This window comes from Nannocystis sp. (assembly GCF_016714285.1).
Taxonomy (GTDB): Bacteria; Myxococcota_A; Polyangia; order Nannocystales; family Nannocystaceae; genus Nannocystis.
Map to the genome: position 1 here is coordinate 21350 of NZ_JADJNN010000006.1, position 23580 is coordinate 44929.

Genomic DNA, 23580 nt, shown 5'->3' on the forward strand with positions numbered 1-23580 from the left:
CCGCCATGAAACGACGCGAGCGACCCACGCATCGCGTGGGTCGCTCGGGCCGCGCGCCGGCCCGCGCTCCCGTCTCACCGGGCGCAGGCCGGCGCTTCGCACCATCACTTGTCGATCAGCGCCGCCGAGATGACGCGGACCAGCAGGTCGTTGAGGATCTCGACCTGGTACTCGCCGATCGTGGGCTCGACGTGATTGCCGCCGATCCCGCTGTCGTTGGTGAGGAAGGTGTAGGTGCCGCCGGTGGCGATCGCCGTGAAGCGCAGCAGGAACTCGAGCTCCTTGTCGACGCCGCTGGCCGCCAGCGGAACGATCCGCACCCCGCGCTCCGCCGCCGCCGCCACGCTGCCCTGGACGTCGGCCAGCACCTCGCTGCCCTCGTGCGGCGGCGCGTCGAGCACGATGAAGCACAGGCGGGCCACCGCCGACTCGCTCCAGTCGTGCGCATCGATCGCGTCGCTGAGCGCCGCATCGACCGCCTCGGGCCAGTCACCGCCGCCGTTGGCCGACTGCTGGTTCAGGTCCTCGATCGCCAGGTCGATGTCCTCCGTGAACGGGAACGACTTGACCAGGTACTCGTCGCCGGAGTCGCGGTAGAAGTTCACGCTGACGCGGAACTTGAAGTCCTGCCCGGCCGTCTTGCGCACGCGGTCGATCACGTCGGCCAGCTCGACCTGCAGGTAGCTCAGCTCGTCGCCCATCGAGCCCGTCGTGTCGATCACGAACATCAGGTCCAGCACCTGCGCCGGCGCCTCGGCCACGTCTACCGGGACCACGATCGGCGTCATGCCGCCCGCCGTCACGGCCTCGACCACCGTGCTCTTGCCCGCGACCGTCACCTGCAGCGAGCGCGCCCCCTCCGGCGCCGCCGCGAACAGCCCCGCGAACAGCTCGGCCTCGCCGTGCGCGTCCGTGCGGGCCGACCACACCGTCTCCTGCCCGGCCAGCAGCGTCACGTCGGCGTCGGCCACGTGCTTGCCGTCCGACTCGACCACCACCGCGAAGCGCTCCTGCGTGGCGAAGCCCCAGCGCGCCGGCATCCCGGCCCACGCCGGCTGCTGCAGCAGGTCCTGCCAGAACTGCCAGTGGTCGAGGTCCCGCCACTCACCCGCGGTCAGCTGACCCGGCTCGGGGTTCACCGGATCGCCGCCCTCGGCCCCGCTGTCGCCCGCATCAGCACCGCTGTCCGCCGCGCTGTCGCCCGCCGTAGGGTCGCCGCTCGGGTCGCCGTCGCTGGCGCTGGCGCTGGCGCTCGGGTCGCCGCTCCCCTCGCCGCCGCTCTCGTACAAGCCCGAGTCCGCGGCCGAGTCCGAGGTCGGGCTCGTGGCCGAGACAGTGCCGGCCGACTCCTCGTAGAGGCCACCATCACTCTTGCTGTCACCACAGCCGACGGCCAGGGTGAGGAGGGCGAGACAGGGTGCGAACAGGGACAGGCGAGCGCGCGTCATGCCAGCCCCATATCCAAGGATCGTGCCAGCCGCCTATTCACCCTCCGTGTACCCCTGACCGACAAATTGCTGGCGAGCCATGACACCCCGATCACGGTGAGGACAGGTCCGCCCGGTCCTCCGTGGCGCCCACGGGCACCGTCGGCAGCTCGATCCGAGCCGCCGTCCCGCCGCCGGGCAGCCGGACCAGCTCGACCGTGCCCCCGTGCTGCTCGATGATCTTCTTGGCGATCGTCAGCCCGAGCCCGGTGCCCGTCGCCTTCGTGCTGACGAAGGGGCGGAAGATCTCACCGGCGACGCGCTCGTCGACCCCCGGCCCCTGGTCGACCACCCGGATGCACACCCGCTCGCCGATCTGCTCCCCCGCGATCACGATCTCGCCGTGGAGCTCCGCCTCACGCATCGCGTCGATCGCGTTGACCACCAGGTTGACCAGCACCTGGGTCAGCTTCGGCGGGTCGCCCATCACCTGCGGCAGCCTCGGCGGCAGGTCGAGGCGCAGCGCCACCCCGGCCGTCTCGGCCACCGGCTGCTGCGTGCGGCACACGTACTCGCACAGCGCCTTCACGTCGACCGGCGTGCGCTCGAGCGTGCGCGGCCGGGCCAGCCCGAGGAACTCCTCCAGCAGCCGCGACAGCCGGCGGATCTCCGACTGCACGAGGTGGGCACACTCGCCGATGCGGGCCCGCTCCGACTCGCCGCTGATGCGCGCGGAGATCCGCGTCAGCAGCTCGAGCTGCAGCAGCGCCGCGTTGAGCGGGTTGCGGATCTCGTGGGCCAGCCCGGCCGTGAGGGTCGCCAGCGACGCCATCGCCTCGGCGTCGGCGGCCCGCTTCTCGAGCACGCGGCGGTCGGTCACGTCGCTGCCGACCAGCAGCAGCAGCTCCCGGCTCTCGCCCTCCGGCGCGAACGCGACGATGCTCCAGCGCACCTCGCGACGACGACCGTCGCGCGTCTGTACCACGCACTCGCGGTCGACCAGACGCCGGTCCCGCCAGGCCGCGACCAGCAGCTTCTCGCACGCCGCGCGGTGCTCCGGCGCCACCACCGTCGCCACGAAGTCATGCCCGACCACCTCATCCAGGGCCCAGCCGGTGGTCGCGGCGACGCAATGGTTCCACATCTGGATCGCCCCGCTGCGGTCGAGGCTGACGATCAACGACTCGACCGTCTCGACCACGCCGCGGTACATCCGCTCCGACACCGCCAGCTCGGCGGCCAGGCGGGCGCGCTCGCGGCGGAGCTGCACCTGGGCCAGCGCCCGCACCGCGAGCGCCAGCAGGTCCTGCGGCGAGAAGGGCTTCTGCACGTACGCGAACACCCCCTCGCGCACCGCCGCGATCGCCGTGTCGAGCGAGCCGTCGCCCGTCATCAGGATCACCTCACCCTCGGGCATCCGCTTGCGCAGCTGCGGCACCAGGCGCACGCCGGTGAGGTCAGGCAGGCGCACGTCGACGATCGCCAGGTCGATCCCAGCGTCGACCGCCTTGAGCGCCTCGGCCCCGGTCCCGCACATCACCACGCGCACGCCCTCATCCCGCAGCAGCTCGGCGATGTTCTCCGCGAGCGCCAGGTTGTCCTCGACCACCAGGACGCGGCCGTTCAGGGCTTCCCCTCCGGCTTGATCTGGGCGAGCGCGCTGAGCAGCGACTCGGCGCTGACCGGCGCGCTGACGAACTGGATCGCGCTGGGGGTCGCGCTGCGCAGCTCGGCCTCCGTCTCCCGCCCGCTGAACACGATCAGCGGGATCCACCCGCGCCGCGCCGCGTCCCCGGCCCCGGCGCCCACCCCGGCACACAGCCGGCGAGCGAACGCCATCCCCACCCCGCCCGGCAGCGTGCAGTCGATCACCGCGATGTCCGGCCGCGCCCGCTGCAGCGCCTCCTCGGCGCCCTCGCAGGTGTCGCTCACGTGCACCGCATACCCGCCGCGGCGCAGGCTCTCCTCGAGCAGCCCCGCCAGCCGGCGATCGTCCTCGACCAGCAACACCCCCGAGCGCCGCGGCAGCAGCTCGAGCAGCCGCTCCACCGCCAGCGGCTTGGCCAGCACCGCCCGCACCACCCCCAGGTGCGACGCCGCCGACAGCACCTGGTCCGAGGTGTACGCCGTCATCAACAGATAGGTCGCCGTCGGCTCGCGCTGCGCCAGCAGGCGGACCAGCTCGACCCCGTTCATCCCCGGCATGCGAATGTCGGTGAGCACGAGGTCGAAGTGCGCGTCGGCGGCGGCGCGCAGCGCCTCCTCGGCGCTGAAGGCCGTGCGCACGCTGCAACCCTCGTCGCTCAGCAGCTCGGCGAGGTTCTCGGCCAGATGACGGTTGTCGTCGACCACCAGCACCCGAAGCAAGCCCGCGCTCACGCCTGCACCTCCCAGCCCGTCAACGGCACGCGGACGACGAAGGACGCCCCGCCGTCGGGGTGGTTGGCGGCCGAGATGCTGCCGCTGTGCTTCTCCGTGATCCTCCGGCACAGCGCCAGGCCGAGGCCCGTGCCGGTCGAGCGCGTGGTGAACAGCGGCTCGAACAGCCGCGCCTCGGCCTCGGCCGAGATGCCCGACCCGGTGTCCTGGACCACCAGCACGAGGTGGCGGTCCTCGACCTGCAGGCGCAGCTCGATGCGCCCCGCGCCCGCGATCGCCTGGGTCGCGTTCAACACCAGGTTGATCACCAGCTGACGAAACTGCCCCGGGTCGACCGCGACCGTCGGCAGCCCCGCGTCGATCTGCAGCGTCAGCGTCACCTCGGACGGGCGTGGCACCGACGTCGCCGCCTCCTCCACGACCGCGGCGAGGTCGGTCGGGCGACGCTCCGGCGCCCGGTCGCGGGCCAGCTCGAGCAGATCAGAGATGATCTCGTTGCACAGCGTGATCTGCTCGCACAGGCGGCGCAGGTGCTTCGCCGTGCGCTCCTCTTCCGGCAGCCGCCGCGCCAGCAGCTGCACCGAGGTCTGCATCACCGCCAGCGGGTTTCGCAGCTCGTGCCCGATCGACGCCGCCACCTGCCCGATCGTCGCCAGCCGCTCGGCGTCCTTCACCCGGGCGATGTACGCCTCGCGGTAGGTCTCCAGCATGATCGCCAGCTCCATGTCGCACAGGCGGTCGATCGCCCGGTGACCCAGGCGCAGCTTGTCCAGCGGCCACTGTGCGCTGGTGTCGAGCCCCTCGTGCAACTCGGCGCGCACGATGTTCATCCCGGCGAACATGTAGCGCTGGTCGAGGGCGATGCGCACGTGGGTGCGGCCGATGCGAGCCCGCCGCTCGATGTATTGTTCGTCGTAGACGCCGCCCACCAGCCCCTCGAGCCAGCCGTGCAGCATGACCTTCTGCCGCGCGATCTGCTCGGCCCCGCCGGTGAACACCGCCGCCGCCCCCGGGGTGCGATCGATCGCCTGATAGAAATGATCGATGACGGCAGGGAAATGTGACCTCAGCAGCGGGCCCATCTCGCTCATCAGCGCCGCATCCTCCGCCGAGAATTCGATGTAGCGCATGAGTTCATCGAGCAGACGCTTCGACGGCATGGCGGGATGGCCATACCACAGATCGGCCCCGCCGATCGGCGTCAACGATGAATCGAGGTACCACGCGCCCAGCCCGACGAGGCCCGCAACTATTTGGGGTCGCCCCGAAAGCTTTGCCGCCGATCGACGCCGCCTCCTCGGCGGGCCCCCGATCACCCCGCGGTGGGCATGGAGACGCTCCGCGAGCCGTCCTCGCCTCCGCCCCTGCGGGCCTTTAGACCCGGCGCCCGCGCCCCGGGCTCAGTGCACGCCCTTCTTGGCCCGCAGCGGCGCCCCCTCGCTCACGTGCTCGTTCCAGGTCGCCGGCCGCAGCCCGTTCTTCACCTCGACCATCGAGATGCAGTCCGGCACCGGGCAGACGATCTGACACAGGTTGCAACCGACGCACTCGCTCTCGTCCACGACCGGCACGCGACTCGCCCGATCCCCCCCCACCGAGCCAGCCGGGTGGATGCACTGGTGCGCCCCGTCGTGGCAGGCGACCACGCAGGCCTGACAACCGATGCACTTGCTCGCGTCGATCTTGGCGATCGTCTCGTAGTTGAGGTCGAGCTCGCCCCACTCCGAGTAGCTCGGCACCGCCTGCCCGCGCATCGCCTCGAGGTTCGCGTAGCCGTGGTCACGCATGTACTGCGTCAGCCCCTCGAGCATGTCCTCGACCACCCGATACCCGCGCAGCATCACCTCGGTGCAGACCTGCACCGACGAGCACCCGAGCAGGATGAACTCGACCGCGTCGCGCCAGTTCGACACGCCGCCGATGCCAGAGATCGGCAGCTTGAACGCCGGATCGCGGGCCAGGCTGGCGATCATGTGCAGCGCGATCGGCTTGACCGCTGGCCCGCAGTAGCCGCCGTTGGTCGACAGCGACCCGACCCGCGGCTCCAGCACCTTGCGCTCGATGTCCACGCCGATGATGCTCTTGATCGTGTTGATGAGCGACACCCCGTGGGCCCCGCCGGCCTGCGCCGCCAGCCCGTGCGGCCCGATCTCGTCGACGTTCGGCGTCAGCTTCACCAGCACCGGCACCGTCGAGTATTCGACCGCCCACGAGGTGATCCGCTCGTTGATGCGCGGCTCCTGCCCCACCGCCGAGCCCATCCCGCGCTCGCACATCCCGTGTGGGCAGCCGAAGTTCAGCTCCAGCCCGTCAGCGCCCGCGTCGATGGACCGCTTGATGAGGTCCTGCCACTCCTCGCGGGTCTCCACCATCAGCGACACGATCACCCCGTGCTTCGGGTAGCGCCGCTTGACCTCATAGATCTCGCGGAAGTTGACCTCGAGCGGCCGGTCCGTGATGAGCTCGATGTTGTTGAAGCCGATCGCCCGCGTGCCCTTGTAGTGGACCGCCCCGAAGCGGCTCGACACGTTCTGGATCGGCGTCCCCAGCGTCTTCCACACCGCCCCGCCCCAGCCGGCATCGAACGCGCGCATGATCTGCCCGCCCGAGTTCGCCGGCGGCGCCGAGGCCAGCCAGAACGGGTTCGGCGTCACGATGCCGCCGGTGTTGCTCGTCAGGTCGGGAGTCACTCGCCGCGTCTCAGACATCACGCACTCCTTCACGCAACACGCGGTCGATCGCCAGCGCCGCCCGCTTGCCCTCGGCGGTCGCGTTGACCACCTCCTTGCCGCCGTTCGCACAGTCGCCCGCGGCGTACACGTTGGGCCGCCCGGTCGCCCCCTCGGCGTCGACGACGATGCGCCCGTCCTCCACCTGCACCCCCGGCAACGCCGTCGCCAGCGCCCCCAGCCGCGCCTGACCGATCGCCAGCAACACCAGCTGCGCCGGCACTTCGAACTCCGACCCCGCGATCGCCCGCCGATCGGCCCCCACCTGCGCGCAGCGCAGCCCCGCGACCGCCCCCGCGGGCCCGGCACCCTCAGGCCCGGAGGGCCGTGAAGACACGTACGCGAGCGGCTGGCAGCGCCAGCGGACCTTCGCCCCCTCGACCTTCGCCGCCTTCCATTCGTGCCCGTAGCCGCTCATCTGCGCCTCGTCGCCGCGGTACAGCATCGTCACCTCCGGCACGCCGAGGCCCAGCAGCTCGCGCACCGCGTCGACCGCCGTGTTGCCGCCGCCGAGCACCACCGCCTGCGTGACCCCCGAGAGGTCGACCTGCCCGAGCTTGAACCTGGCGATGAAGGCCACCGCCCCGTGGATCCCCGCCAGCTCGCGGCCCGGGATCTCGAGCATGCGGTCCTCCCCGAGCCCGAGCGCGATGACCAGCGCGTCGTGCCGCCGCTCGACCTCGAGGAAGGTCAGGTCGCGGCCGACGACCACATCGCTGACCACCTCGACCCCGCCGATCTGCAGCACCCACTCGACCTCCGTCAGCGCCCGGTCGGCCCGCATCTTGTACGGCGCGACGCCCGTGGTGTTGAGCCCGCCGAGCAGACCGCCCGCGTCGTAGATCGTGCAGCCGTGGCCGCGCCGGCGCAGCTCGTGCGCCGCCGCCAGCGCCGCCGGACCGCCGCCGATGATCCCGACCGTCTTGCCGGTCGCCGGCCCGGCCGTGAAGAACTGCCAGCCTGCATCGAACGCCGCGTCGGTCGCGTAGCGCTGCAGCTTGCCGATCTCGATCGCCGGCGAGTCGAGGTCGTTGTACACGCAGGCGCCCGCGCACAGCACCTCGACCGGACACACGCGCGCGCAGCTCATGCCCAGCACGTTGGCCGTGAAGATCGTGCGCGCCGCCCCCTCCACGTTGCCGGTGGAGATCTTGCGGATGAACTCCGGGATGTTGATCGCCGTCGGGCAGTGCTGCACGCACGGCGCGTCCACGCAGTACAGGCAGCGGTTCGCCTCCGCCAGCGCCTGCGTCGTCGTGTACGCGGGCTTGTAGTCCGCGAATCCTGCCTCTGCACGTTCGGGAGGGAGCTTGGTCATCGTGCGCCTGCGGGGTCGCAGGATACACCCGGCCCCTCGCGGGTCACACCCACCTCGCCGCGGACCGCCGCCCGCGCAGGGATTTTTTCCGCGGCAATGTTGCGGCGATCGCCGTCACGGGGGCATGCTAGCGGCCCGAGACTACCGTGGCCCCCGTGGCTTCCGGTATGCTCCGCCCTCCCGGATCTCGCCCGCCTGGATCTCGCATGAACGACACCGTCAAGATGTTCCTCATCTCCCTGATCACGGCCGTCCTGGTCCAGGTCCTGCTCGGCCCGCAGATCATGAAGATGCAGCAGGCCCAGGGCCTCCTGCCCCCCTTCGCCACCACACCGGTGGCTGGCGTGGGACCTGGCCCCGGACCTGGCCCGGGCGCCGGGCCTGGCGTCCAGCCCCAGCCGGTACCCCAGCCCGTCGTGCAGCCCGACCCCGGCGTGGCCGCGATCCCGGCCCCCAACCTGGTCGGCACGCCGATCAAGGACGCCCGCAAGGTCGCCAGCAGCCAGGGCATCGTCCTCATCGAGGACGAGTCGCGCGACGCCCCCGACGCGACCCCCGGCGAGATCCTCGAGCAGATCCCAGCCCCCGGCGTCAGCCTCAGCACCCGCGAGATCCGCGTCGTCACGGCCAAGGCCCGCGAGGCCCGCGTCCCCGACCTCGTCGGCAAGCCGATCGCCGAGGCCAAGCAGGCCCTCGCCGACCTCGGCATCGAGGTCACCGAAGTCCAGAAGGACTCGAGCAAGGCCCCCGGCACCGTGCTCTCCCAGAAGCCCCTGCCCAAGGCCAAGCTCAGCCCCGGCACCCCCGTCGAGCTCACCATCGCCGCCCTCCCCCTGATCGAGGTCCCCGTGCTCGCCGGCAAGTACCTCAACTCCGCCAAGACCGCCCTCAAGGACACCGGCCTCGAGCTCGGCGACATCCGCCGCACCGAACACGAGGAGCACGGCGAGAACTACGTGCTCCGCCAGGACCCCGCCGCCGGCAGCAAGGTCCCCTTCGGCACCGCCGTCAACCTCACCGTCGTCGCCCCGAACTGAGCCCCGCGTGCGCCGCCTCCTGCACCTGTCTCTCGGGACACTGACCTTTGGGACACTGGCCTTTGGGACACTGGCCTTTGGGACACTGGCTCTTGGGACACTGGCCTTTGGGACACTGGCCCTCGGGACAGCCTGTAGCCCGGCCGCGCCGACGCTCACCACCAGCGAACTGCAGATCCACGGCATGGTCTGCGCCTCGTGCTCGGAGGCGATCACCCACGCCCTCCAGAAGCAGGACGGCGTCGAGTCGGTGGTCGTCGACCACGTGACCGGCAAGGCCGTGATCCGCCACGACCCCGCCCGCGTCCAGCGCGACGCGCTCGTGCACGCCGTCACCGCGCTCGGCTACACGGTCGCGCCCTGACCATGCCCGCACCGCCCGAACTCGCCTGTCCCTGCTGCCTCGGCGGCCTCGACCCCACCGACCAGTGCCGGCCGATCCCCAGCCTCGCGTGCCCGCGCTGCGACCGGGTCTACAGCGCCGAGGCCGGCTTCCTCGACTTCCTCGGCGAACCCGACGACGACCACGCCGACGATCGCCGCCCCGACCCGCAGGGCCCCGACCACCCCGATCCCAGCCGCCGCAAGGGCCGCGGCCTGCGGGGCCTCGGCCCCCGCCTCATGCACTCGCCCGCGCTCGCCCGCGTGTACGAGAAATTGTGGCGCCCCTTCTTCGTCGCCGTCGCCAGCGCCGGCCAGGCCAACTACCCCGACGAGCTGGCCCAGGTCCGTGAGTGGCTGCGCCCGGCCCACGGCGGCGCCCTCGTCGACCTCAGCTGCGGCCCCGGCTTCACCGGCCGCCACCTCGCCAGCTCCGGCGACTTCTCCCGCGTGCTCGGCCTCGACTGGTCGGTCGCCATGCTGCAGCGCGCGCTCGCCAGCGCCGGCCCCGACTTCCCGCTCCTGCGCGCCGACGTGGCCCGCCTCCCCTTCGCCCACGCCAGCCTCGCCGGCGCCCACGCCGGCGCCGCCCTCCACCTGTGGCCCGACCCCGACGCCGCGATCGCCGAGGTCGCCCGCGTGCTCCGACCCGGCGGCGTCTTCGTCGCCAGCACCTTCATCCACCGCGAGGCCCTGCGCCCGCTCACCAGCAGCTTCCAGGCGATCGCCAGCGCCCGCGTGTTCGAGCAGGCCGAGCTCGCCGGCATGTGCCGCGCCCACGGCCTCCTGCACTTCACCCCCGAGCGCCGCGGCGCCCTGGTGATGTTCTCCGCCACCCGCGCCTGACGCCGCGCCATGCAGCTCCCCACGCACCGCGTCCCCGCCCCCGACGGCTGGGTCCTCGACGTCCTCGACCTCAGCCCGACCGGCGAACCCCGCGGCATCATCATCGCCGGCCACGCGATGATGGTCGACCGCCGCACCTTCCGCCCCGGCCGCAGCGACCGCCCGGGCCTCGCCCAGGCGCTGGTCGACGCCGGCTTTCGCGTGCTCCTGCCCGACCTCCGCGGCCACGGTCGCAGCGGCCCGACCCCCCGCGCCGGCGGCGACTGGACCTACGACCAGCTGGTCGCCGACACCGCCGTCTACGTCGAGCTCGCCCGCAGCCTCGCCCCGCAGCTGCCGATCGCCCTGCTCGGCCACTCGCTGTTCGCCCACACCTCGCTCGCCTGGCTCGGCCAGCACCCGCACGCCCCCGTCGCCGCCCACGTCGCCCTCGCCATGGACGTCTGGCTGCGCAGCAGCGAGCCGAGCCGCGCCCGCTGGCTGCTCAAGCGCGGGGTCATGGCCGCCGCCGCCCGCCTCGCCGCCGCCCACGGCCACTTCCCGGCCACCCGCCTGCGCCTCGGCAACATGGATGAGTCCGCCGGCTACTGGCAAGACATCGCCCGCAACGTCCGCGACGGCCGCTGGCTCGCCCGCGACGGCACCGACTACCACGCCGGCCTCGCTCGCGTGACCTGCCCCTGCCTCCACGTCGTCAGCGTGCACGACCGCCTCTACGCCCGCCCCGCCTCCGCCCTGCGCCTCACCGCCGCGATCGCCCACCGCACCGTCTGGCAGCTCGGCCAGGGCCCCGACCACGCCGAGCTCCGCCCCGACCACATGGGCCTGCTCACCGGCGCCAGCGCGCCCCTGTGGCACGCCGTCGCCGCCTGGCTCACGGCCACCCTCCCACCGCCCGCGTGATGAGCCAGCAACGCGACGTCGCCGCCTGGCTCACGGCCACCCTCCCACCGCCCGTGTTATGAGCGAGCCCATGCACCCGCCGCACGACCCACACGGCCGCGTGTGGCTCAAGGCCATGACCCGCCCGCAGCTGCTCGCGTGGGCCACTGCAACACTCGGCGCCCGCCCGGCCCAGGCCGACAACTTGTGGGCCGGCCTGCACCGCCGCCTCGCCGCTGACTTCAGCGAGCTGCACGACATCGACGCCGAGCTGCGCGCCCGCCTCGCGACCGTCGCCCGCATCGACGCCCTCGCCCTGCACGCGATCCACCGCGCCGCCGACGGCACCTGCAAGCTCGCCCTGCGCACCGACGACGGCGCGATCATCGAGTCCGTCCTCATCCCCGACGTCACCCGCCACGACGAGGCCCCGCGCGCCACGCTCTGCGTCTCGAGCCAGGTCGGCTGCGCGATGAACTGCCAGTTCTGCCTGACCGCCAAGATGGGCCTCATCCGCCACCTCAGCACCGCCGAGATCGTCGAGCAGCTGATCCTCGCCCGCCGCAACTTCCCCGAGCTGTGGATCTCCAACGTCGTGTTCATGGGCATGGGTGAACCGCTGCACAACATCGACGCCGTGATCGCCGCGACCCACATCCTCTGCGACGACCACGGCCTCGGCCTCTCGCAGCGCCGCGTCACCGTCTCGACCTCCGGCCTCATCCCCCAGATCCAGCGCTTCTTCGCCGAGTCCCCGGCCCGCCTGGCGATCAGCATCAACGCCACCACCGATGCCGTCCGCGACCGCATCATGCCGGTCAACCGCAAGTACCCGCTCGCCGACCTGCTCGCCGCCCTCCGCGCCCTGCCGCTGCGCCGACGCGAGCGCCTCACCCTCGAGTACGTCCTGCTCGCCGACCTCAACGACAGCGACGACGACGCCCAGCGCCTCGCCGACCTCGTCGCCGGCCTCCCCTGCAAGCTGAACCTCATCCCCTTCAATCCCCACCCGGGCAGCGAGTTTCGCCGCCCCGCCCCGGACCGCGTCGCCGCCTTCAAGGCCGCCCTGCAGGCCCGCCACCTCAACACCTCGATCCGCACCACCCGCGGCGATGAACGCATGGCCGCGTGCGGCCAACTGGGCCAGGTGGGCCAGGTGGGCGCGAATCATGGTTCTGACCGCCCCGCCGGGCCTCCGGGCCCGCGGCAGCGCCGCCCGCCCGGGCTCGCGCTGCTGTGAATCCTCCGCCCACCTGGCCCACCTGGCCCACCTGGCCAATTAGACGCCCGAGATCTCCGGCCCCGCAAAACCACTGACAGCGGGTTCCCTCGCCCGCACACCCTACGGTACCATCCGCTACCAGGGCGTTCGCCCCGTCCCCCGATGTTCGACTCGTTCAAGAAGCTGAAGCTCGCCGGCGCCTTCCTCGGCGCCGCCGACGACGCCGCAGCCGCACCCGAGAGCCTCGACATCTCCGAGCTGTTCGGCCGCCTCAGCCTCAAAGACCTGCGCGGCATGACCCTCCAGGCCGACACCCTGCTCGACCAACCCGGCGTGCGTGCGCTCTATGAGACGCACTACATGCCGCCCGCCGAGCCGCTCGACAAGCTCCACGACCTGGGCGAGGGCACGCTCGGCTTCGAGTACGTCCGCTACCTCCGCCACTACAAGCTGCCGCAGCCGCAGCTGCCGCGCCGCTCCGACTACGCCGAGGCCGCCGACTACTTGCTCCAGCGGGTCCGCATGACCCACGCGCTGCTGCACGTGCTCACCGAGTACGACGCCAGCCCGCTCGGCGAGCTCGCGCTGCAGGCCTACTACATCGGCCAGCTCGGCAACATGATCAGCGGCGTCATCGTGTCGTCGGCGATCCTCCAGATCACCCGCGACACCCCCGAACTCCTCGGCCCCGCCCTCGAGGTCACCTCCGAGGCCTTCCAGCGCGGCAAGGCGGCCCGCACCTTCCTCGGCGTCGCGTGGGAGGAGCTGTGGTCGGCCCAGGTCCCGCAGCTGCGCGAGCTCATCGAGATCCCCGCGCGCACCTCGAGCGTCGCCCAGCTCCGCATCGAGGCGCCCGCACGACCCGCACCCGAACCACGCAACTCGTCCTCGTTGGGCAGCGGTCGCAGCGGCGTCTTCAGCGTCAGCGCCTTCGCCGGCGCCGAGGACGGCCTCGCCGCCCTCGGCCGCAGCGCCAGCCCGAGCCCGCCGCCGCAGCCCCGCGTGTTTAGCGGCTTCGGCAGCGCCCCCGCCAGCTCCTTGAACGATCCCGCCCCGACCAGGCCCGCCCCGACCAGGCCCGCCCCGGCCAGGGCCGAGCCCGCCGCCCCGGTCGAGCGCCCGCGCAATTCATCGACCTCCAACACCTCGTCCTCGCTGCTCGCCAGCTTCATGGCGCTCTCGGAGGAGGCCGCCCACGAGCCCGAGCCCAAGCCCGCGCCCAAGCCCGAGCCCAAGCCCGAGCCGAAGTCACTGGCGCCGCGCCCCGAGCCGCCGCCGATCCCGACCGCCAAGCCGGCCCCGCCCCCGTTGCCGGTGCGCCCGCCCGCGGTGCCCGAGCCCACGTACAAGGTCGAGGATCAGGCCAAGCACATCGTCCCGGCGCTCACGCCCGACGACCCCGACTACTTCTAGATCGGCCGGTCCGCCACGAGCCCGCGAGCACCTCATGACGATCCCCCGCCTCACCGACACCGACCGCAGCGCCGGCCTCGCTCGCCTCCCCGAGTGGCGCCTGCTCCCGCACCGCGACGCGATCCAGCGCAGCCTGCAATTCGTCGACTTCAACGCCGCGTGGGGCTTCATGGCCCGCGTCGCCCTCGTCGCCGAGAAGCACGACCACCACCCCGAGTGGTTCAACGTCTACAACCGCGTCGACATCACCCTCAGCACCCACGACGCCGGCGGCCTCAGCCAGCGTGACCTCGACCTCGCCGCCGCGATCGATCGCATCGCCGGCTAGCCGCAGCGGCGCCCACGACACCATGCGCCCCGCCCTCGCCCGCCTGCTGCAACTCGGCCTCCCCGCGCTGCTCGCCTGCACGCCCGCCGAGAGCACGAACCCACCCGCCCCGGCACCCACACCCGTCGGGCCCGCGACCACGCCCGCGACCCCCGTCGACCCCGAGCCCCCCGACGAGCAAGCAGCGGACGCCGGCGGCTTCGCCGACCCCAACCTCGGCGCCGACCCGCCACCGCCGACGCCCGCCCAACCACCGCAAGACCCCGCGCTCGCCGCCCGCGTCCGCGAGAAGTTCGGCGAGCGCTGCAAGCTCGAGCGAAGCTGCGGCGACCTGCTCGGCGTCGACTGCGGCGCCGCGGTCGATGGCCCCTACTACTACGTCCAGCGCGCCGACCTGAAGACCGTGGCCACCTGCGGCGGCGCCTGCATGACCGGCCGCTGCACCGACTGCCCGCCGAAGGCCTGGACCTGCCCCACCTACTGAGTCACGGACACACCGACGCACCGACGCACGGCTGACTCACGACTGACTCCACGACTGACTCCACGACAGGCCCCACGATCGGCCCCACGATTTGGGAGACCCCCATGCTCCTGCCCCTGGTCGAACGCCTCATTCGCCGCCGCCTCAACGGCCTCGGCATCGTCAGCGGTCAGCAGACCACCGCCATCGGCGACCTGCACTTCTACAGCAGCGAGGGCGCGCAGCCCCTGCCGCCGCTGGTGATCCTGCACGGCTTCGGCGCCAGCTCGACCTCCTTCGCCCGCGTGCTCGCCTACCTGCACACCCGCGTCGGATCGATCCTCGCCCCCGACGCCCCGGGCCACGGCTTTAGCAGCGCCCGCAACCCCGGCCTCACCGTCGACCTCGCCTACGCCGGGCTCGCCGAGCTGCTCCTGCGCCGCCTCGACGCCCCGGCGATCCTGTTCGGCAACTCGCTCGGCGGGGCCTTCGCACTCCGCTTCGCCCTCGAGCACCCCGAACGCGTCCGCGGCCTGTTCCTCTCGTCCCCCGCCGGCGCCGCCCTCGACGCCCAGGACTTCGCCAACCTCCAGGGCAGCTTCCGCGTCGGCTCCCTCGCCCACGCCAGACGCCTCGCCGACAGCCTCACCCACCTGCCCGCCTGGTACAACGCCCTCCTCGCCCCCGACCTCCTGTGGCGCTTCGGTCGCGGCCACCTGCGCAGCGTCCTCGAGTCCTTCCAGCCCGCGCACATGTTCACCACGGAGCAGCTCGCCGAGCTCCGCACGCCCACCCTCGTCAGCTGGGGCCGCTCCGAACGCGTGCTCCCGCCGGCCTCGCTCGAGTTCTTCCGCCGCGCCCTGCCGTCCCACGTCGTCTTCGAGGAGCCCGAGGGCTTCGCCCATTGCCCCTACATGGACCGCCCGCGCGAGCTCGGCGCCCGCATCGTCGAGTACATGCGCGAGCTCGCCTGACCTGTCCCTCGGGACATGTTTTGCTGTGAGCATGCGACCCGCCGCCCATGCGGCGAGCGACCTGGCTCGCCTGACATGTCCCTCGGGACATGTTTACGCCGACTCCGGCCAGCGAATGCAAGGTCTGCACCCGCCACACAAAGCCCGCCCGCCCCCAGGGGGGGGGGGGGGGGGGCCCGGGGCCGCGGGGCGGGGCCGCGCCCGGCGGGGCGCGGGCGCGGGGGCGGGGGGCGCCGCCGCCGCGGGGGCGGGGGGGGGGGGGGGGGGCCCGGGGGGGGGGGCGGGGGGGGGGGGGGGGGTGAGCCACCCGCGCGGGGCGCTCCGTGCTATCGCTGCCGCCGCATGGCCGCACGCTCTCTCGAGCTGACCTTCCTCGGCGCCACCGGCACCATCACCGGCGCCAGGTACCTCCTCGACACCGGCCACGCCCGCGTCCTCGTCGACTGCGGCCTCTACCAGGGCTTCAAGCAGCTGCGGCTGCGCAACCGCGGCCTGTTCCCCGCGCTCCCGCTCGACGCGATCGTCCTCACCCACGCCCACCTCGACCACAGCGGCTTCCTGCCCCAGCTGTGCCGCGCGGGCTTTCGCGGGCCTGTGTACTGCACCCCCGGCACCGCCGACCTGTGCCGCCTCTTGCTCCCCGACAGCGCCGCCCTGCAGCTCGAGGACGCCGCCTTCGCCAACAAGAAGGGCTACACCAAGCAGCACCCCGCGACCCCGCTCTACGACGTCGAGGACGCCGCCCAGGCGCTGCGCCAGCTGGTCCCGGTCGAGTTCGGCGAGCGCTTCGCCCTGCCCGGGGAGCTCCACGCCGGCTTCACCCGCGCCGGCCACACCCTCGGCGCCGCCAGCCTGCGGGTCGACGACGGCGTCCGCCGGGTCCTGTTCTCCGGCGACCTCGGCCGCGAGCAGGACATCATGATGGCGCCGCCCGACTCGCGCCCGCACGCCGACGTGGTCGTGCTCGAGTCGACCTACGGCGGCCGCGCGCACGACGGCGAGGACCCGGGCGAGGTGCTCGCGGATCTCATCCGGCGCACCGCGGCCCGCGGCGGCCGCGTGCTGATCCCCGCCTTCGCCTTCGGCCGCGCCCAGGCCCTGCTCGTGCTCCTGCATCAGCTCCGCCGCGCCCGCAAGATCCCCGAGCTCCCGGTGTTCGTCGACAGCCCGCTGGCCTGCGACCCGAGCGAGCTCTACGCCGCCCACCCGCACGACCACCGCCTCAGCCGCGAGACCTGCGAGGCCGCCTTCGCCGGCGTCACGTACCTGCGCGACCCCGAGGACTCGCGCCGCTGCAGCGAGTCCCACGAGCCCGCGATCGTGCTCGCCGCCGCGGGCCTGGCCACCGGTGGCCGCGTCCTGCACCACCTCAAGCACACCGGCCCCGACCCGAACAGCGCGATCGTCCTCGCCGGCATCCAGGCCGCCGGCACCCGCGGCGCCACCCTGGCCAGCGGCGCCGACAGCCTCAAGATCCACGGCCGCAACATCTCGATCAACGCCGAGGTCGCCCACTTCGACATGCTCACCGCCCACGCCGACCAGCACGAGCTGCTCGGCTGGCTCGAGCACGACGACGCCCCGCGCCACACCTTCCTGGTCCACGGCGAACCCGAGGCCGCCGACGCCCTGCGCCGCGCGATCGAGGAGCAGCTGCGCTGGCCCGTCAGCGTCCCGGACTACCGCGACCACGTCGACATCCACGCGCTGTGATCCGGCCCGCTCGGCCGCCTTGTCGGCCCCCGCGCTCCTGTGCCATCCTCGCCGCGTGATCTCGCAGGTCCGCTTCGAGAACTTCAAGGCGCTGCAACAGGTCACCATCGACCTCGAGCGCCTCACCGTGCTCGTCGGCGCCAACGCGACCGGCAAGACCTCGGTGCTCCAGGGCCTGCACGCCTTCAGCACCTTCGATGACCGCAGCGGCTTTCCCAAGATTGTCGTGCTCCTCCAGAATTTCGCGAACGGCTCGCGCACCCTGGGAAGCTCTGGCGACGTCGTTGTGAACGTGTCAGGCGACTTCTCGGCCGAATTTCGCGCGACGCCGGGCCCGTCGGACAAGCCGGACGCGTGTGGATTCAAGCTCACGCTCGGGGATCAAGCGATCGACACCGAGTCCTCACCAGCTGCAGCCGCGGCATTCGCCGTTCGTCTCGCCCGCACCGGCCTGAGCCATGCGATTCGGCTGCAGTTCGACCCGCGACGCCTCAGTGCCCCGTCCTATGTCGACGACGAACACCCACGCGTCGGCAACGACGGGTTCGGGCTCGCCTCGGTTCTCGCCGTGGCCAGCGGCCAGCGATCCGGCGCCCTCGGGCAGATCGAGCGCGAGCTGCAGAAAATCCTGCCGTGGGCACGAAACCTGCGGACCTTTCCTGCTCGCGTCCAGCGCAACGAACGCGAGTACATCACGGTCAACGGCAAGACGATCGAGAACGCAGTGGAGCGCACCTATATGGGCCAGCGCTTCGAGCTCGAGATCGACGGCGTCGGATCTGTCCCCGCGGACATGCTCAGCGAGGGCACGCTCCTGGTCCTCGGCCTGCTGACCGTCCTGCACACCACGCCCAACCTGCGCCTGCTCCTGCTCGACGACCTCGACCGCGGCCTCCACCCGAATGCCCAGCGCGACGTGGTCCGCAGCCTCCGCGCCGTCCTCGACGAGAACCCCCAGCTGCAGATCGTGTGCACCACCCACTCACCCTACGCCCTCGACGTCTTCGAGCCGCATGAGGTCCGCGTCCTGCAGCTGAACGCGGAGGGCCGAGCGGGCTGCAAGGCGCTCACCGACCACCCGGACTGGCCGCGCTGGCGGGACTTCATGAACCCCGGCGAGTTCTGGAGCTCGGTCGGCGAGGACTGGATCTTCGGTGAACGCGATGGCACTCCCTGAGCTGCCGCTTCGCTTCGCGGTCGCGGGCGAGGACGAGGCCCACCACTTCGCCGTCACGACCCTGACCGACCGGATCCTGACGGAACAGGTCGCATGGCTCGACGGGAACCTCGATGCCTGCCGCATCTGGTGCGAGACCCAGGAGGGTCGATCATGGTCCGTCTTCGTGCGCGCGCGGAAGGAGCTCCGCCAGCGCGACCTGCGGCGCAGCCTCCCGACCGGCCACTTCGGCCGCGGCGACCCCGCTCAGCCCGACGCCCGCTTTGCGCGCGCCCAGCTGCACATCTGGAAGGACGCCAACGATCGCGGTGAACGCCTCGACGTCGTGTTCATCGCCCGCGATCTCGATCACAAGGACGGTCGCTTGCTTGGGCTCCGTCAGGCGATCGCAGAGCGTCCGTGGCCCTTCGCGGTCGTGCTCGCGTGGTTTCAGCCCGAGGCCGAGGCATGGTTCATCGCCGGCCACGAGCCTCGCGGCGAGGACCAGCGTGAGCGACACGCCCAACTCCGGAGCCGGCTCGGTTTCTGCCCGATCGAGCAGCCGCACCGACTGCTCTCCACCCGAGACGACTCGGAAAAAGACGCCAAGGTCGTCTGGGCGACCCTCAAGGCCGACGACCCCGACGCGCGCCTCCGCAGCATGCAGGTCGACCTCGATCGCCTGCGCCGCAACGGCGCCCAGGCCGGCGTCGCCGACTTCCTCGATCGCATCTTCCAGAGCATCGTCCCCCTGCTCAGCGGGCCATCACGCTGAGCCCGCCTCAGCGTCTGCTCCGCAGCGCGAACCACAGCTCGACCTCGACGCCGAGCGAGAGCTCCGCGCCGCCGAGCACGAACACCGGCGCCTGGCCGGCCGCGCGGGCGATCTGCGGGACCCGGCCGCTGCTGCGGGCGCTGCCCGCCAGCTCGACGTAGCCGCCGATCCGCGCCGACATCCCGCGTCGCTGCACGCGGCCGCCGAGGCCCACGCGCGCCAGCCCGCCGAGCAGCAGCGAGGCCCCGCTCGAGCTCGTCGTCGTGTACTTCACTGGCGCGCCGTCCTGCGTCACCTGCCAGGTCTCGAGCGTCGGTCCGACCAGCGTGGTCAGCTCGAAGGCCCCGCGCCGCAGCAGGTGACCGACCACCGCGGCCCCGCGGAAGCGGCCAAGCGCGAGCCCGTCGTGCAGCCGCGTGTGCCCGCGAAAGCCCGCCCCGAGCAGCAGCGAGCGGCGCAGCTTGAGGTCGACCCGCAAACCACCGCCACCGCCCGCCAGCCCGGCCCCGGCTGCCGGCGCACCCAGTCCAAAACTTGCCCCGAGCTCGAGCGCCACCCCGAGCTCGAGCGTCCGCGCGGCCCCCGTCGCGTCCTGACGCGGGCGCTCCGTCGTTGCGGCGGGCGTCGTTGCGGGTGCACGCGTATCGACCGGCCTCCCTGCGCCCGCCCCGACCGCGCCCCGTCCTGCGGCGACCGGCCCCGCCGCGCTCGCATCGTCCTGCACCGCGGTTGGCATCGTCGCCTCGGGCCCGCGCAGCGGCTCCGAGCTCACCGCCACGGGCGCGACGAACACCCCGTCGCTGCGATCCGGCCGGGCCGTCTCGTCCTCGATCGACGCGAGGGTCGCCGCGATCAATCGCGCGGCCGTCCGCTCGCGGCCCGCGGCCGGCGCGGTGATCTTGCGCTGGTACACGCGACCGTCGCCGAGGACCACCTCGAGCACGAGCTGGCCGTCCTGCGCCGTCACGTGGCACAGCGCGACCAGCCCCGCGATCGGCCCCGCCGCCTGACCGGCCGCGAGGATCTGCTTGTCCGTGAGGCGCGTGGCGACGGCCTCGGCGAGCGCGTCCGCGTCGAGCCCCGCGCCGCGCAGCCACACCCGGACGATCACCCGCCCAGACGTGGGTGTGGACGCCGAGATAGACGGGGCCTCGGGCGGCGCCGGCAGGTCAGCCGGCGCCCCGAGCAGGAGCACGCTGAGGCGAAGCCCGAGCAAGGGCGCGAGCCTTCCACAACCACGTCGGCGAGGCCAGCGGCGCGGCGCCTAACAGTCCGGGTCCATCGGCACGTTGGGGTCGCAGACGCCGTCCTTGCAGTTGGGGTCGTTCGGGTCGTTGCACACGCAATCCGGGTCGTTCGGGTTCATCGGATCGCAGACCATGTCGGGGCAGTCCGGCGAGTTCGGGTCGCACACGCACGAGCCCTGATCGCACACCTGGCCGGCGCCGCAGTCGGCATCCTTGGCGCAGGGCGGGGCGCCGCACAGCCCGTTGATGCACACCTGGCCCGGCGCGCAGTCGTTGTCGACGTTGCACTGCAGCAGGCCGCAGTCCGGGTCCTGCGGGTTCATCGGGTCGCAGATCCCGTCGAGGCACATCGGGTCGTTGGGATCGCAGGCCGGGCAGTCCGGGTCGTTGGGCGTGTTCGGGTCGCACATCCCGTCGCCGCCGCAGACCCCGTTGACGCACAGCTGTCCCATGGGACAGTCCGCGTCCTGCACGCACATCAGCGGCGGGCAGTCCGGGTCCTGCGGGTTCATCGGGTCGCAGACGTTGTCCGGGCAATTCGGGTCGCCGGGCTGGCAGGCGCAGTCGGGGTCGACCGGGTCGCCGCTGCAGAAGCCGTCGCTGCACATCGGGTCGTCCGGCGCGCAGCAGTCGGGGTCGTCCGGCAGCATCGCGTTGCAGAAGCCGTCGCTGCAGTTCACGTCGTTGGGGTCGGCGCAGGCGCAGGCGCCATTGAGGCAGACCTGGCCGGGGCCGCAGTCGGCGTCGTCCATGCACGTGGGCGTGCAGCCCGGCGCGTTGGGGTCCTGGCACACGCAGTCGGGGTCGACCGGGTCGCCGTCGCAGAAGCCGTCGCTGCACATCGGGTCGCCCGGCGTGCAGCAGTCGGGGTCGTCCGGCAGCATCGGGTCGCACACGCCGTCGCCGCAGCCGGGCGTGTTGGGGTCGCAGTTCGGGCAGTTCGGGTCGCCCGGCTGACACTGCGGGCAGTCCGGGTCCTGCGGGTTCATCGGGTCGCAGACGTTGTCGACGCACATCGGGTCGCTCGGGTCGCAGGGCCCGCCCGACGGGTCGCTGTCGCCCTCGTCGGTCGACTCGCCGCCGTCGCCGCAGTCGCCCTCGTCGCCCATCTGCTTGGGCACGGGGCAGCCGGTGGTGGTCAGCAGGCCGAAGCCGGCGACCAGCAGGGGAGAGAGCACGCGCCGGGTCATCCATCGAAGTGTTGTCATCGTCGCTCCTGCGCCGGGGTAGCCGGCAATTTCGAGTCCAGGGGGGTGGTCGCTGGCCGGGCCGTCGGCGCCGGTCGGGAAGACATTGCCGCGGGGCCGGATTTACTTACAGCCGCCGCGCTCGTCGCAGCATCATCGTCACCGAGTTGTGGCTCGGCCTCGCCGCTCGACGAGCAGCTGTCGCTGTCGCCGAAGATCACGAAGTCGTCGGTCGCGCAGCCCGCGAAGGCGAGCGCCGTCAGCAGCAGGACCCTCATGGCTGGGCCTCCGTCGCCTCGTCGCGGTGGGCCCCGGCCGGGAGCTCGGCGAGGTAGCGCGACCAGCAGGCGGCCCGCGCGTCGTCGGCCTCGCTGCGGCACAGGCCGGCCCGCGCGTCGTCGGCGAAGCCGCCGCCCGGGAAGCGGTCGAGGTAGGCCCGCCACAGGCGCCGCTGGGCGGCCAGGTCGTGGCGCGCGCGCGCCAGGCCGAAGCGGTCGACGAGGGCGTGCTCGACCTCCGGCCGCGAGCCGCCGATCGCCGCGATCTCGATGTAGCGCTCGTCGGCGCCGGCGAGGTCGCCGGCCCGCAACAAGGCCTCGGCCTCGTCGTCGAGCCGGCGCAGGCGCGCCGCCAGGTCCTCGCCCGCCTCGCTCCGCGTCGCCCGGGCTCGCCTCGCTGGACGCGCCGGGCAATCGACCTGTCCCTCGGGGCAGCTCGCCGGCGTGGCTCGCTCGCAGCCAACCTGTCCCTCGGGGCAGCTCGTCGGCGCGGCCCGCTCGCCCCTCGGGGCAGCTCGTCGGCGCGGCCCGCTCGCAGCCAACCTGTCCTTCGGGGCAGCTCGTCGGCGCGGCCCGCTCGCAGTCCGTCTGTCCTTCGGGGCAGCTTGTCCGCTCGCAGCCGGCCTGTCCCCCGGGGCATGTCGACGCCGACGCGGCCCGCTCGCAGTCCGTCTGTCCTTCGGGACATGTAGGCACCGGCCCCGCGCTGGCGGGCCGCTGCGGGTCGTCGGCGCCGCCGAGCAGCCCGGCGAGCGAGCCCGGCGCGGCGGCCTCGCGGCGGGCGAAGCCCTGCTGCAGCGCGAGCGCCAGCACCAGCGCCGCCGCGATCGCCAGGACCAGCGCGGTCCCGCGGGCGCGTGGGCCTCTCGGGGCGATCGTCGGCGCCGGCGCGCCGCGGCGGGCCGCGTCGATCCACCCGTGGGGGACCGCCCGCGGGTCGATGCGGTGCGCCCGCGCGACGATCTCCGCGAAGTCGGGCCGCGACCCGGCCGCGGCCAGCTCGCGCCCCGCGACGCCGCGCGCCGCGGCCCCGAGCTCGTCGACGACCCGCTCCAGCGCCTCAGAGTCTCGTTCGTGGCTCACGTGCTCCCTCCCTCGCGCGGCAACCAGCCCAGGGCGCGCAGCGCAGCGCCGATCCGGGCCCGGGCCCGGCTGATCCGCACCGCCAGGTTGCCGGGCGAGATGGCCAGCCGCGCCGCCGCCTCCTCCGTCGACATCCCCTCCAGCTCGCGGACCGTGAACGCCTCGCGCAGCGACTCCGGCAGCTCCGCGAGCACCGCGTAGAGCACCCGGCTGCGCTCGCGTTGGAGGTGCAGGCGGTCGAGCGCCGGCCCGGCGCCGTGGACCTCGGCCACGCACTCGAGCCGCGCGTGCGCCCGCTGGGTGCTCTGCCGGCTGCGCCAGTGCTTGCGCGCCATGTTGAGGGCGATGCCCGCCAGCCAGGCCTCGAGGCTGCGCCCCGGCTCGTAGCGGGCGCGGCTCGCCATGGCCTGGGCGAAGGTCTCCTGCGCCAGCTCCTCGGCGACCGCGAGGTCACCCGTCAGGTGCCGCAGCTGCCGCAGGAGCCGGCCGTAGTGGCGGGCGTACACCTCGGACCAGGCCGCCAGATCGCCGTCGCGGGCCCGCAGCTCGAGCGCATCGTCGGCCACCGGGGTCGGGGCAGACGCGGCGATCGGTGGCAGCAGCTGGAGGTGCGGGGCCGGCTTCATGCGCGAGCTCAGCAGGCATTACCGCGGACCGGCGATTTCTTACACGGAAATTCGCGCGATCACGCGCCCAGCCGCGGACGGTGTCCCCGTGCCCGTGTGCGCCGCTGCGGCCTCAT

General features: G+C 72.9%; 23 protein-coding genes. 12 read left to right on the forward strand and 11 right to left on the reverse strand.

Features of this window, described 5'->3' with window-relative positions:
- Positions 1–104 precede the first annotated feature (104 nt).
- The 6 genes from IPJ59_RS14335 to IPJ59_RS14360 all read right to left on the reverse strand — a co-directional run bounded on the left by IPJ59_RS14335 (position 105) and on the right by IPJ59_RS14360 (position 7853).
- A complete protein-coding gene (locus tag IPJ59_RS14335) occupies positions 105–1448 on the reverse strand; it encodes a VWA domain-containing protein (RefSeq protein ID WP_293262321.1) in 1344 nt (447 codons plus the stop codon).
- A 91-nt stretch (positions 1449–1539) separates the two neighbouring features.
- Positions 1540–3036 carry a hybrid sensor histidine kinase/response regulator gene (locus tag IPJ59_RS14340; RefSeq protein WP_293262324.1) on the reverse strand — a complete coding sequence of 499 codons (1497 nt, stop codon included), beginning with the start codon at positions 3034–3036 and terminating at the stop codon, positions 1540–1542.
- A gap of 14 nt (positions 3037–3050) precedes the next feature.
- Positions 3051–3806 (reverse strand): response regulator, encoded by a 756-nt coding sequence (locus IPJ59_RS14345; RefSeq protein ID WP_293262327.1) that lies wholly within the window; start codon positions 3804–3806, stop codon positions 3051–3053.
- Positions 3803–4966 carry a protoglobin domain-containing protein gene (locus tag IPJ59_RS14350; RefSeq protein ID WP_293262330.1) on the reverse strand — a complete coding sequence of 388 codons (1164 nt, stop codon included), beginning with the start codon at positions 4964–4966 and terminating at the stop codon, positions 3803–3805. The genes IPJ59_RS14345 and IPJ59_RS14350 overlap by 4 nt, the downstream gene beginning before the upstream one ends.
- A 240-nt stretch (positions 4967–5206) precedes the next feature.
- Complete coding sequence (preA, locus tag IPJ59_RS14355; RefSeq protein WP_293272149.1) at positions 5207–6514, reverse strand: NAD-dependent dihydropyrimidine dehydrogenase subunit PreA; 1308 nt, start codon at positions 6512–6514, stop codon at positions 5207–5209.
- A complete protein-coding gene (locus IPJ59_RS14360; protein WP_293272150.1) occupies positions 6507–7853 on the reverse strand; it encodes an FAD-dependent oxidoreductase in 1347 nt (448 codons plus the stop codon). The genes preA and IPJ59_RS14360 overlap by 8 nt, the downstream gene beginning before the upstream one ends.
- Positions 7854–8059: 206 nt before the next feature.
- On the opposite strand from IPJ59_RS14360, the gene IPJ59_RS14365 reads away from it, so the two are divergent.
- The 12 genes from IPJ59_RS14365 (at position 8060) to IPJ59_RS14420 (ending at position 19043) form a co-directional block, all read left to right on the forward strand.
- Positions 8060–8890 (forward strand): PASTA domain-containing protein, encoded by an 831-nt coding sequence (locus IPJ59_RS14365; RefSeq protein WP_293262339.1) that lies wholly within the window; start codon positions 8060–8062, stop codon positions 8888–8890.
- A gap of 7 nt (positions 8891–8897) precedes the next feature.
- Positions 8898–9254, forward strand: coding sequence for a heavy-metal-associated domain-containing protein (locus IPJ59_RS14370; RefSeq protein ID WP_293272151.1), 357 nt, complete (start codon positions 8898–8900; stop codon positions 9252–9254).
- Positions 9255–9256: 2 nt separating this feature from the next.
- Complete coding sequence (locus IPJ59_RS14375) at positions 9257–10117, forward strand: class I SAM-dependent methyltransferase (RefSeq protein ID WP_293272152.1); 861 nt, start codon at positions 9257–9259, stop codon at positions 10115–10117.
- 9 nt (positions 10118–10126) lie between these two features.
- Positions 10127–11020, forward strand: a complete 894-nt coding sequence (locus tag IPJ59_RS14380; RefSeq protein WP_293272153.1) for an alpha/beta fold hydrolase — start codon at positions 10127–10129, stop codon at positions 11018–11020.
- Between the two features lie 70 nt (positions 11021–11090).
- A complete protein-coding gene (gene rlmN / locus IPJ59_RS14385; RefSeq protein ID WP_293272154.1) occupies positions 11091–12239 on the forward strand; it encodes a dual-specificity RNA methyltransferase RlmN in 1149 nt (382 codons plus the stop codon).
- Between the two features lie 144 nt (positions 12240–12383).
- Positions 12384–13634 carry a Coq4 family protein gene (locus IPJ59_RS14390; protein ID WP_293272155.1) on the forward strand — a complete coding sequence of 417 codons (1251 nt, stop codon included), beginning with the start codon at positions 12384–12386 and terminating at the stop codon, positions 13632–13634.
- A gap of 34 nt (positions 13635–13668) precedes the next feature.
- Positions 13669–13962 carry a 4a-hydroxytetrahydrobiopterin dehydratase gene (locus IPJ59_RS14395; protein WP_293262357.1) on the forward strand — a complete coding sequence of 98 codons (294 nt, stop codon included), beginning with the start codon at positions 13669–13671 and terminating at the stop codon, positions 13960–13962.
- Between the two features lie 22 nt (positions 13963–13984).
- Positions 13985–14446, forward strand: coding sequence for a hypothetical protein (locus IPJ59_RS14400; protein ID WP_293272156.1), 462 nt, complete (start codon positions 13985–13987; stop codon positions 14444–14446).
- Between the two features lie 104 nt (positions 14447–14550).
- Complete coding sequence (locus IPJ59_RS14405) at positions 14551–15399, forward strand: alpha/beta fold hydrolase (protein ID WP_293272157.1); 849 nt, start codon at positions 14551–14553, stop codon at positions 15397–15399.
- 342 nt (positions 15400–15741) lie between these two features.
- Positions 15742–17112 (forward strand): MBL fold metallo-hydrolase, encoded by a 1371-nt coding sequence (locus IPJ59_RS14410; RefSeq protein WP_293262366.1) that lies wholly within the window; start codon positions 15742–15744, stop codon positions 17110–17112.
- A 55-nt stretch (positions 17113–17167) separates the two neighbouring features.
- Positions 17168–18289, forward strand: a complete 1122-nt coding sequence (locus tag IPJ59_RS14415) for an AAA family ATPase (protein ID WP_293272158.1) — start codon at positions 17168–17170, stop codon at positions 18287–18289.
- Positions 18276–19043 carry a hypothetical protein gene (locus tag IPJ59_RS14420; RefSeq protein WP_293272159.1) on the forward strand — a complete coding sequence of 256 codons (768 nt, stop codon included), beginning with the start codon at positions 18276–18278 and terminating at the stop codon, positions 19041–19043. Before IPJ59_RS14415 ends, IPJ59_RS14420 begins: the two co-directional genes overlap by 14 nt.
- A gap of 7 nt (positions 19044–19050) precedes the next feature.
- Here the strand turns inward: IPJ59_RS14420 and IPJ59_RS14425 are convergent, their stop codons facing one another.
- From IPJ59_RS14425 to IPJ59_RS14445, 5 genes are all read right to left on the reverse strand, one after another.
- Positions 19051–20259 carry a hypothetical protein gene (locus tag IPJ59_RS14425; protein WP_293272160.1) on the reverse strand — a complete coding sequence of 403 codons (1209 nt, stop codon included), beginning with the start codon at positions 20257–20259 and terminating at the stop codon, positions 19051–19053.
- Between the two features lie 48 nt (positions 20260–20307).
- Complete coding sequence (locus IPJ59_RS14430) at positions 20308–21468, reverse strand: hypothetical protein (protein ID WP_293272161.1); 1161 nt, start codon at positions 21466–21468, stop codon at positions 20308–20310.
- Between the two features lie 26 nt (positions 21469–21494).
- Positions 21495–21755, reverse strand: coding sequence for a hypothetical protein (locus tag IPJ59_RS14435; RefSeq protein ID WP_293272162.1), 261 nt, complete (start codon positions 21753–21755; stop codon positions 21495–21497).
- The gene (locus IPJ59_RS14440; RefSeq protein WP_293272163.1) at positions 21752–22297 is read right to left on the reverse strand and encodes a hypothetical protein; all 546 of its coding nucleotides are present in this window, start codon (positions 22295–22297) and stop codon (positions 21752–21754) included. The genes IPJ59_RS14435 and IPJ59_RS14440 overlap by 4 nt, the downstream gene beginning before the upstream one ends.
- A 537-nt stretch (positions 22298–22834) precedes the next feature.
- Positions 22835–23464: an RNA polymerase sigma factor gene (locus IPJ59_RS14445; protein ID WP_293272164.1), complete on the reverse strand. Its 630-nt coding sequence runs from the start codon at positions 23462–23464 to the stop codon at positions 22835–22837.
- Between the last annotated feature and the right edge of the window lie 116 nt (positions 23465–23580).

What these genes read in the sequence shown, in the direction of transcription:
- IPJ59_RS14335 (WP_293262321.1), bottom strand. Translation starts at nt 1,448, where the DNA reads ATGACGCGCGCTCGCCTGTCCCTGTTCGCACCCTGTCTCGCCCTCCTC.
- IPJ59_RS14350 (WP_293262330.1), bottom strand. Translation starts at nt 4,966, where the DNA reads ATGCCGTCGAAGCGTCTGCTCGATGAACTCATGCGCTACATCGAATTC.
- preA (WP_293272149.1), bottom strand. Translation starts at nt 6,514, where the DNA reads ATGTCTGAGACGCGGCGAGTGACTCCCGACCTGACGAGCAACACCGGC.
- IPJ59_RS14360 (WP_293272150.1), bottom strand. Translation starts at nt 7,853, where the DNA reads ATGACCAAGCTCCCTCCCGAACGTGCAGAGGCAGGATTCGCGGACTAC.
- IPJ59_RS14365 (WP_293262339.1), top strand. Translation starts at nt 8,060, where the DNA reads ATGAACGACACCGTCAAGATGTTCCTCATCTCCCTGATCACGGCCGTC.
- IPJ59_RS14375 (WP_293272152.1), top strand. Translation starts at nt 9,257, where the DNA reads ATGCCCGCACCGCCCGAACTCGCCTGTCCCTGCTGCCTCGGCGGCCTC.
- IPJ59_RS14380 (WP_293272153.1), top strand. Translation starts at nt 10,127, where the DNA reads ATGCAGCTCCCCACGCACCGCGTCCCCGCCCCCGACGGCTGGGTCCTC.
- rlmN (WP_293272154.1), top strand. Translation starts at nt 11,091, where the DNA reads ATGCACCCGCCGCACGACCCACACGGCCGCGTGTGGCTCAAGGCCATG.
- IPJ59_RS14390 (WP_293272155.1), top strand. Translation starts at nt 12,384, where the DNA reads ATGTTCGACTCGTTCAAGAAGCTGAAGCTCGCCGGCGCCTTCCTCGGC.
- IPJ59_RS14395 (WP_293262357.1), top strand. Translation starts at nt 13,669, where the DNA reads ATGACGATCCCCCGCCTCACCGACACCGACCGCAGCGCCGGCCTCGCT.
- IPJ59_RS14400 (WP_293272156.1), top strand. Translation starts at nt 13,985, where the DNA reads ATGCGCCCCGCCCTCGCCCGCCTGCTGCAACTCGGCCTCCCCGCGCTG.
- IPJ59_RS14405 (WP_293272157.1), top strand. Translation starts at nt 14,551, where the DNA reads ATGCTCCTGCCCCTGGTCGAACGCCTCATTCGCCGCCGCCTCAACGGC.
- IPJ59_RS14410 (WP_293262366.1), top strand. Translation starts at nt 15,742, where the DNA reads ATGGCCGCACGCTCTCTCGAGCTGACCTTCCTCGGCGCCACCGGCACC.
- IPJ59_RS14420 (WP_293272159.1), top strand. Translation starts at nt 18,276, where the DNA reads ATGGCACTCCCTGAGCTGCCGCTTCGCTTCGCGGTCGCGGGCGAGGAC.
- IPJ59_RS14435 (WP_293272162.1), bottom strand. Translation starts at nt 21,755, where the DNA reads ATGAGGGTCCTGCTGCTGACGGCGCTCGCCTTCGCGGGCTGCGCGACC.
- IPJ59_RS14445 (WP_293272164.1), bottom strand. Translation starts at nt 23,464, where the DNA reads ATGAAGCCGGCCCCGCACCTCCAGCTGCTGCCACCGATCGCCGCGTCT.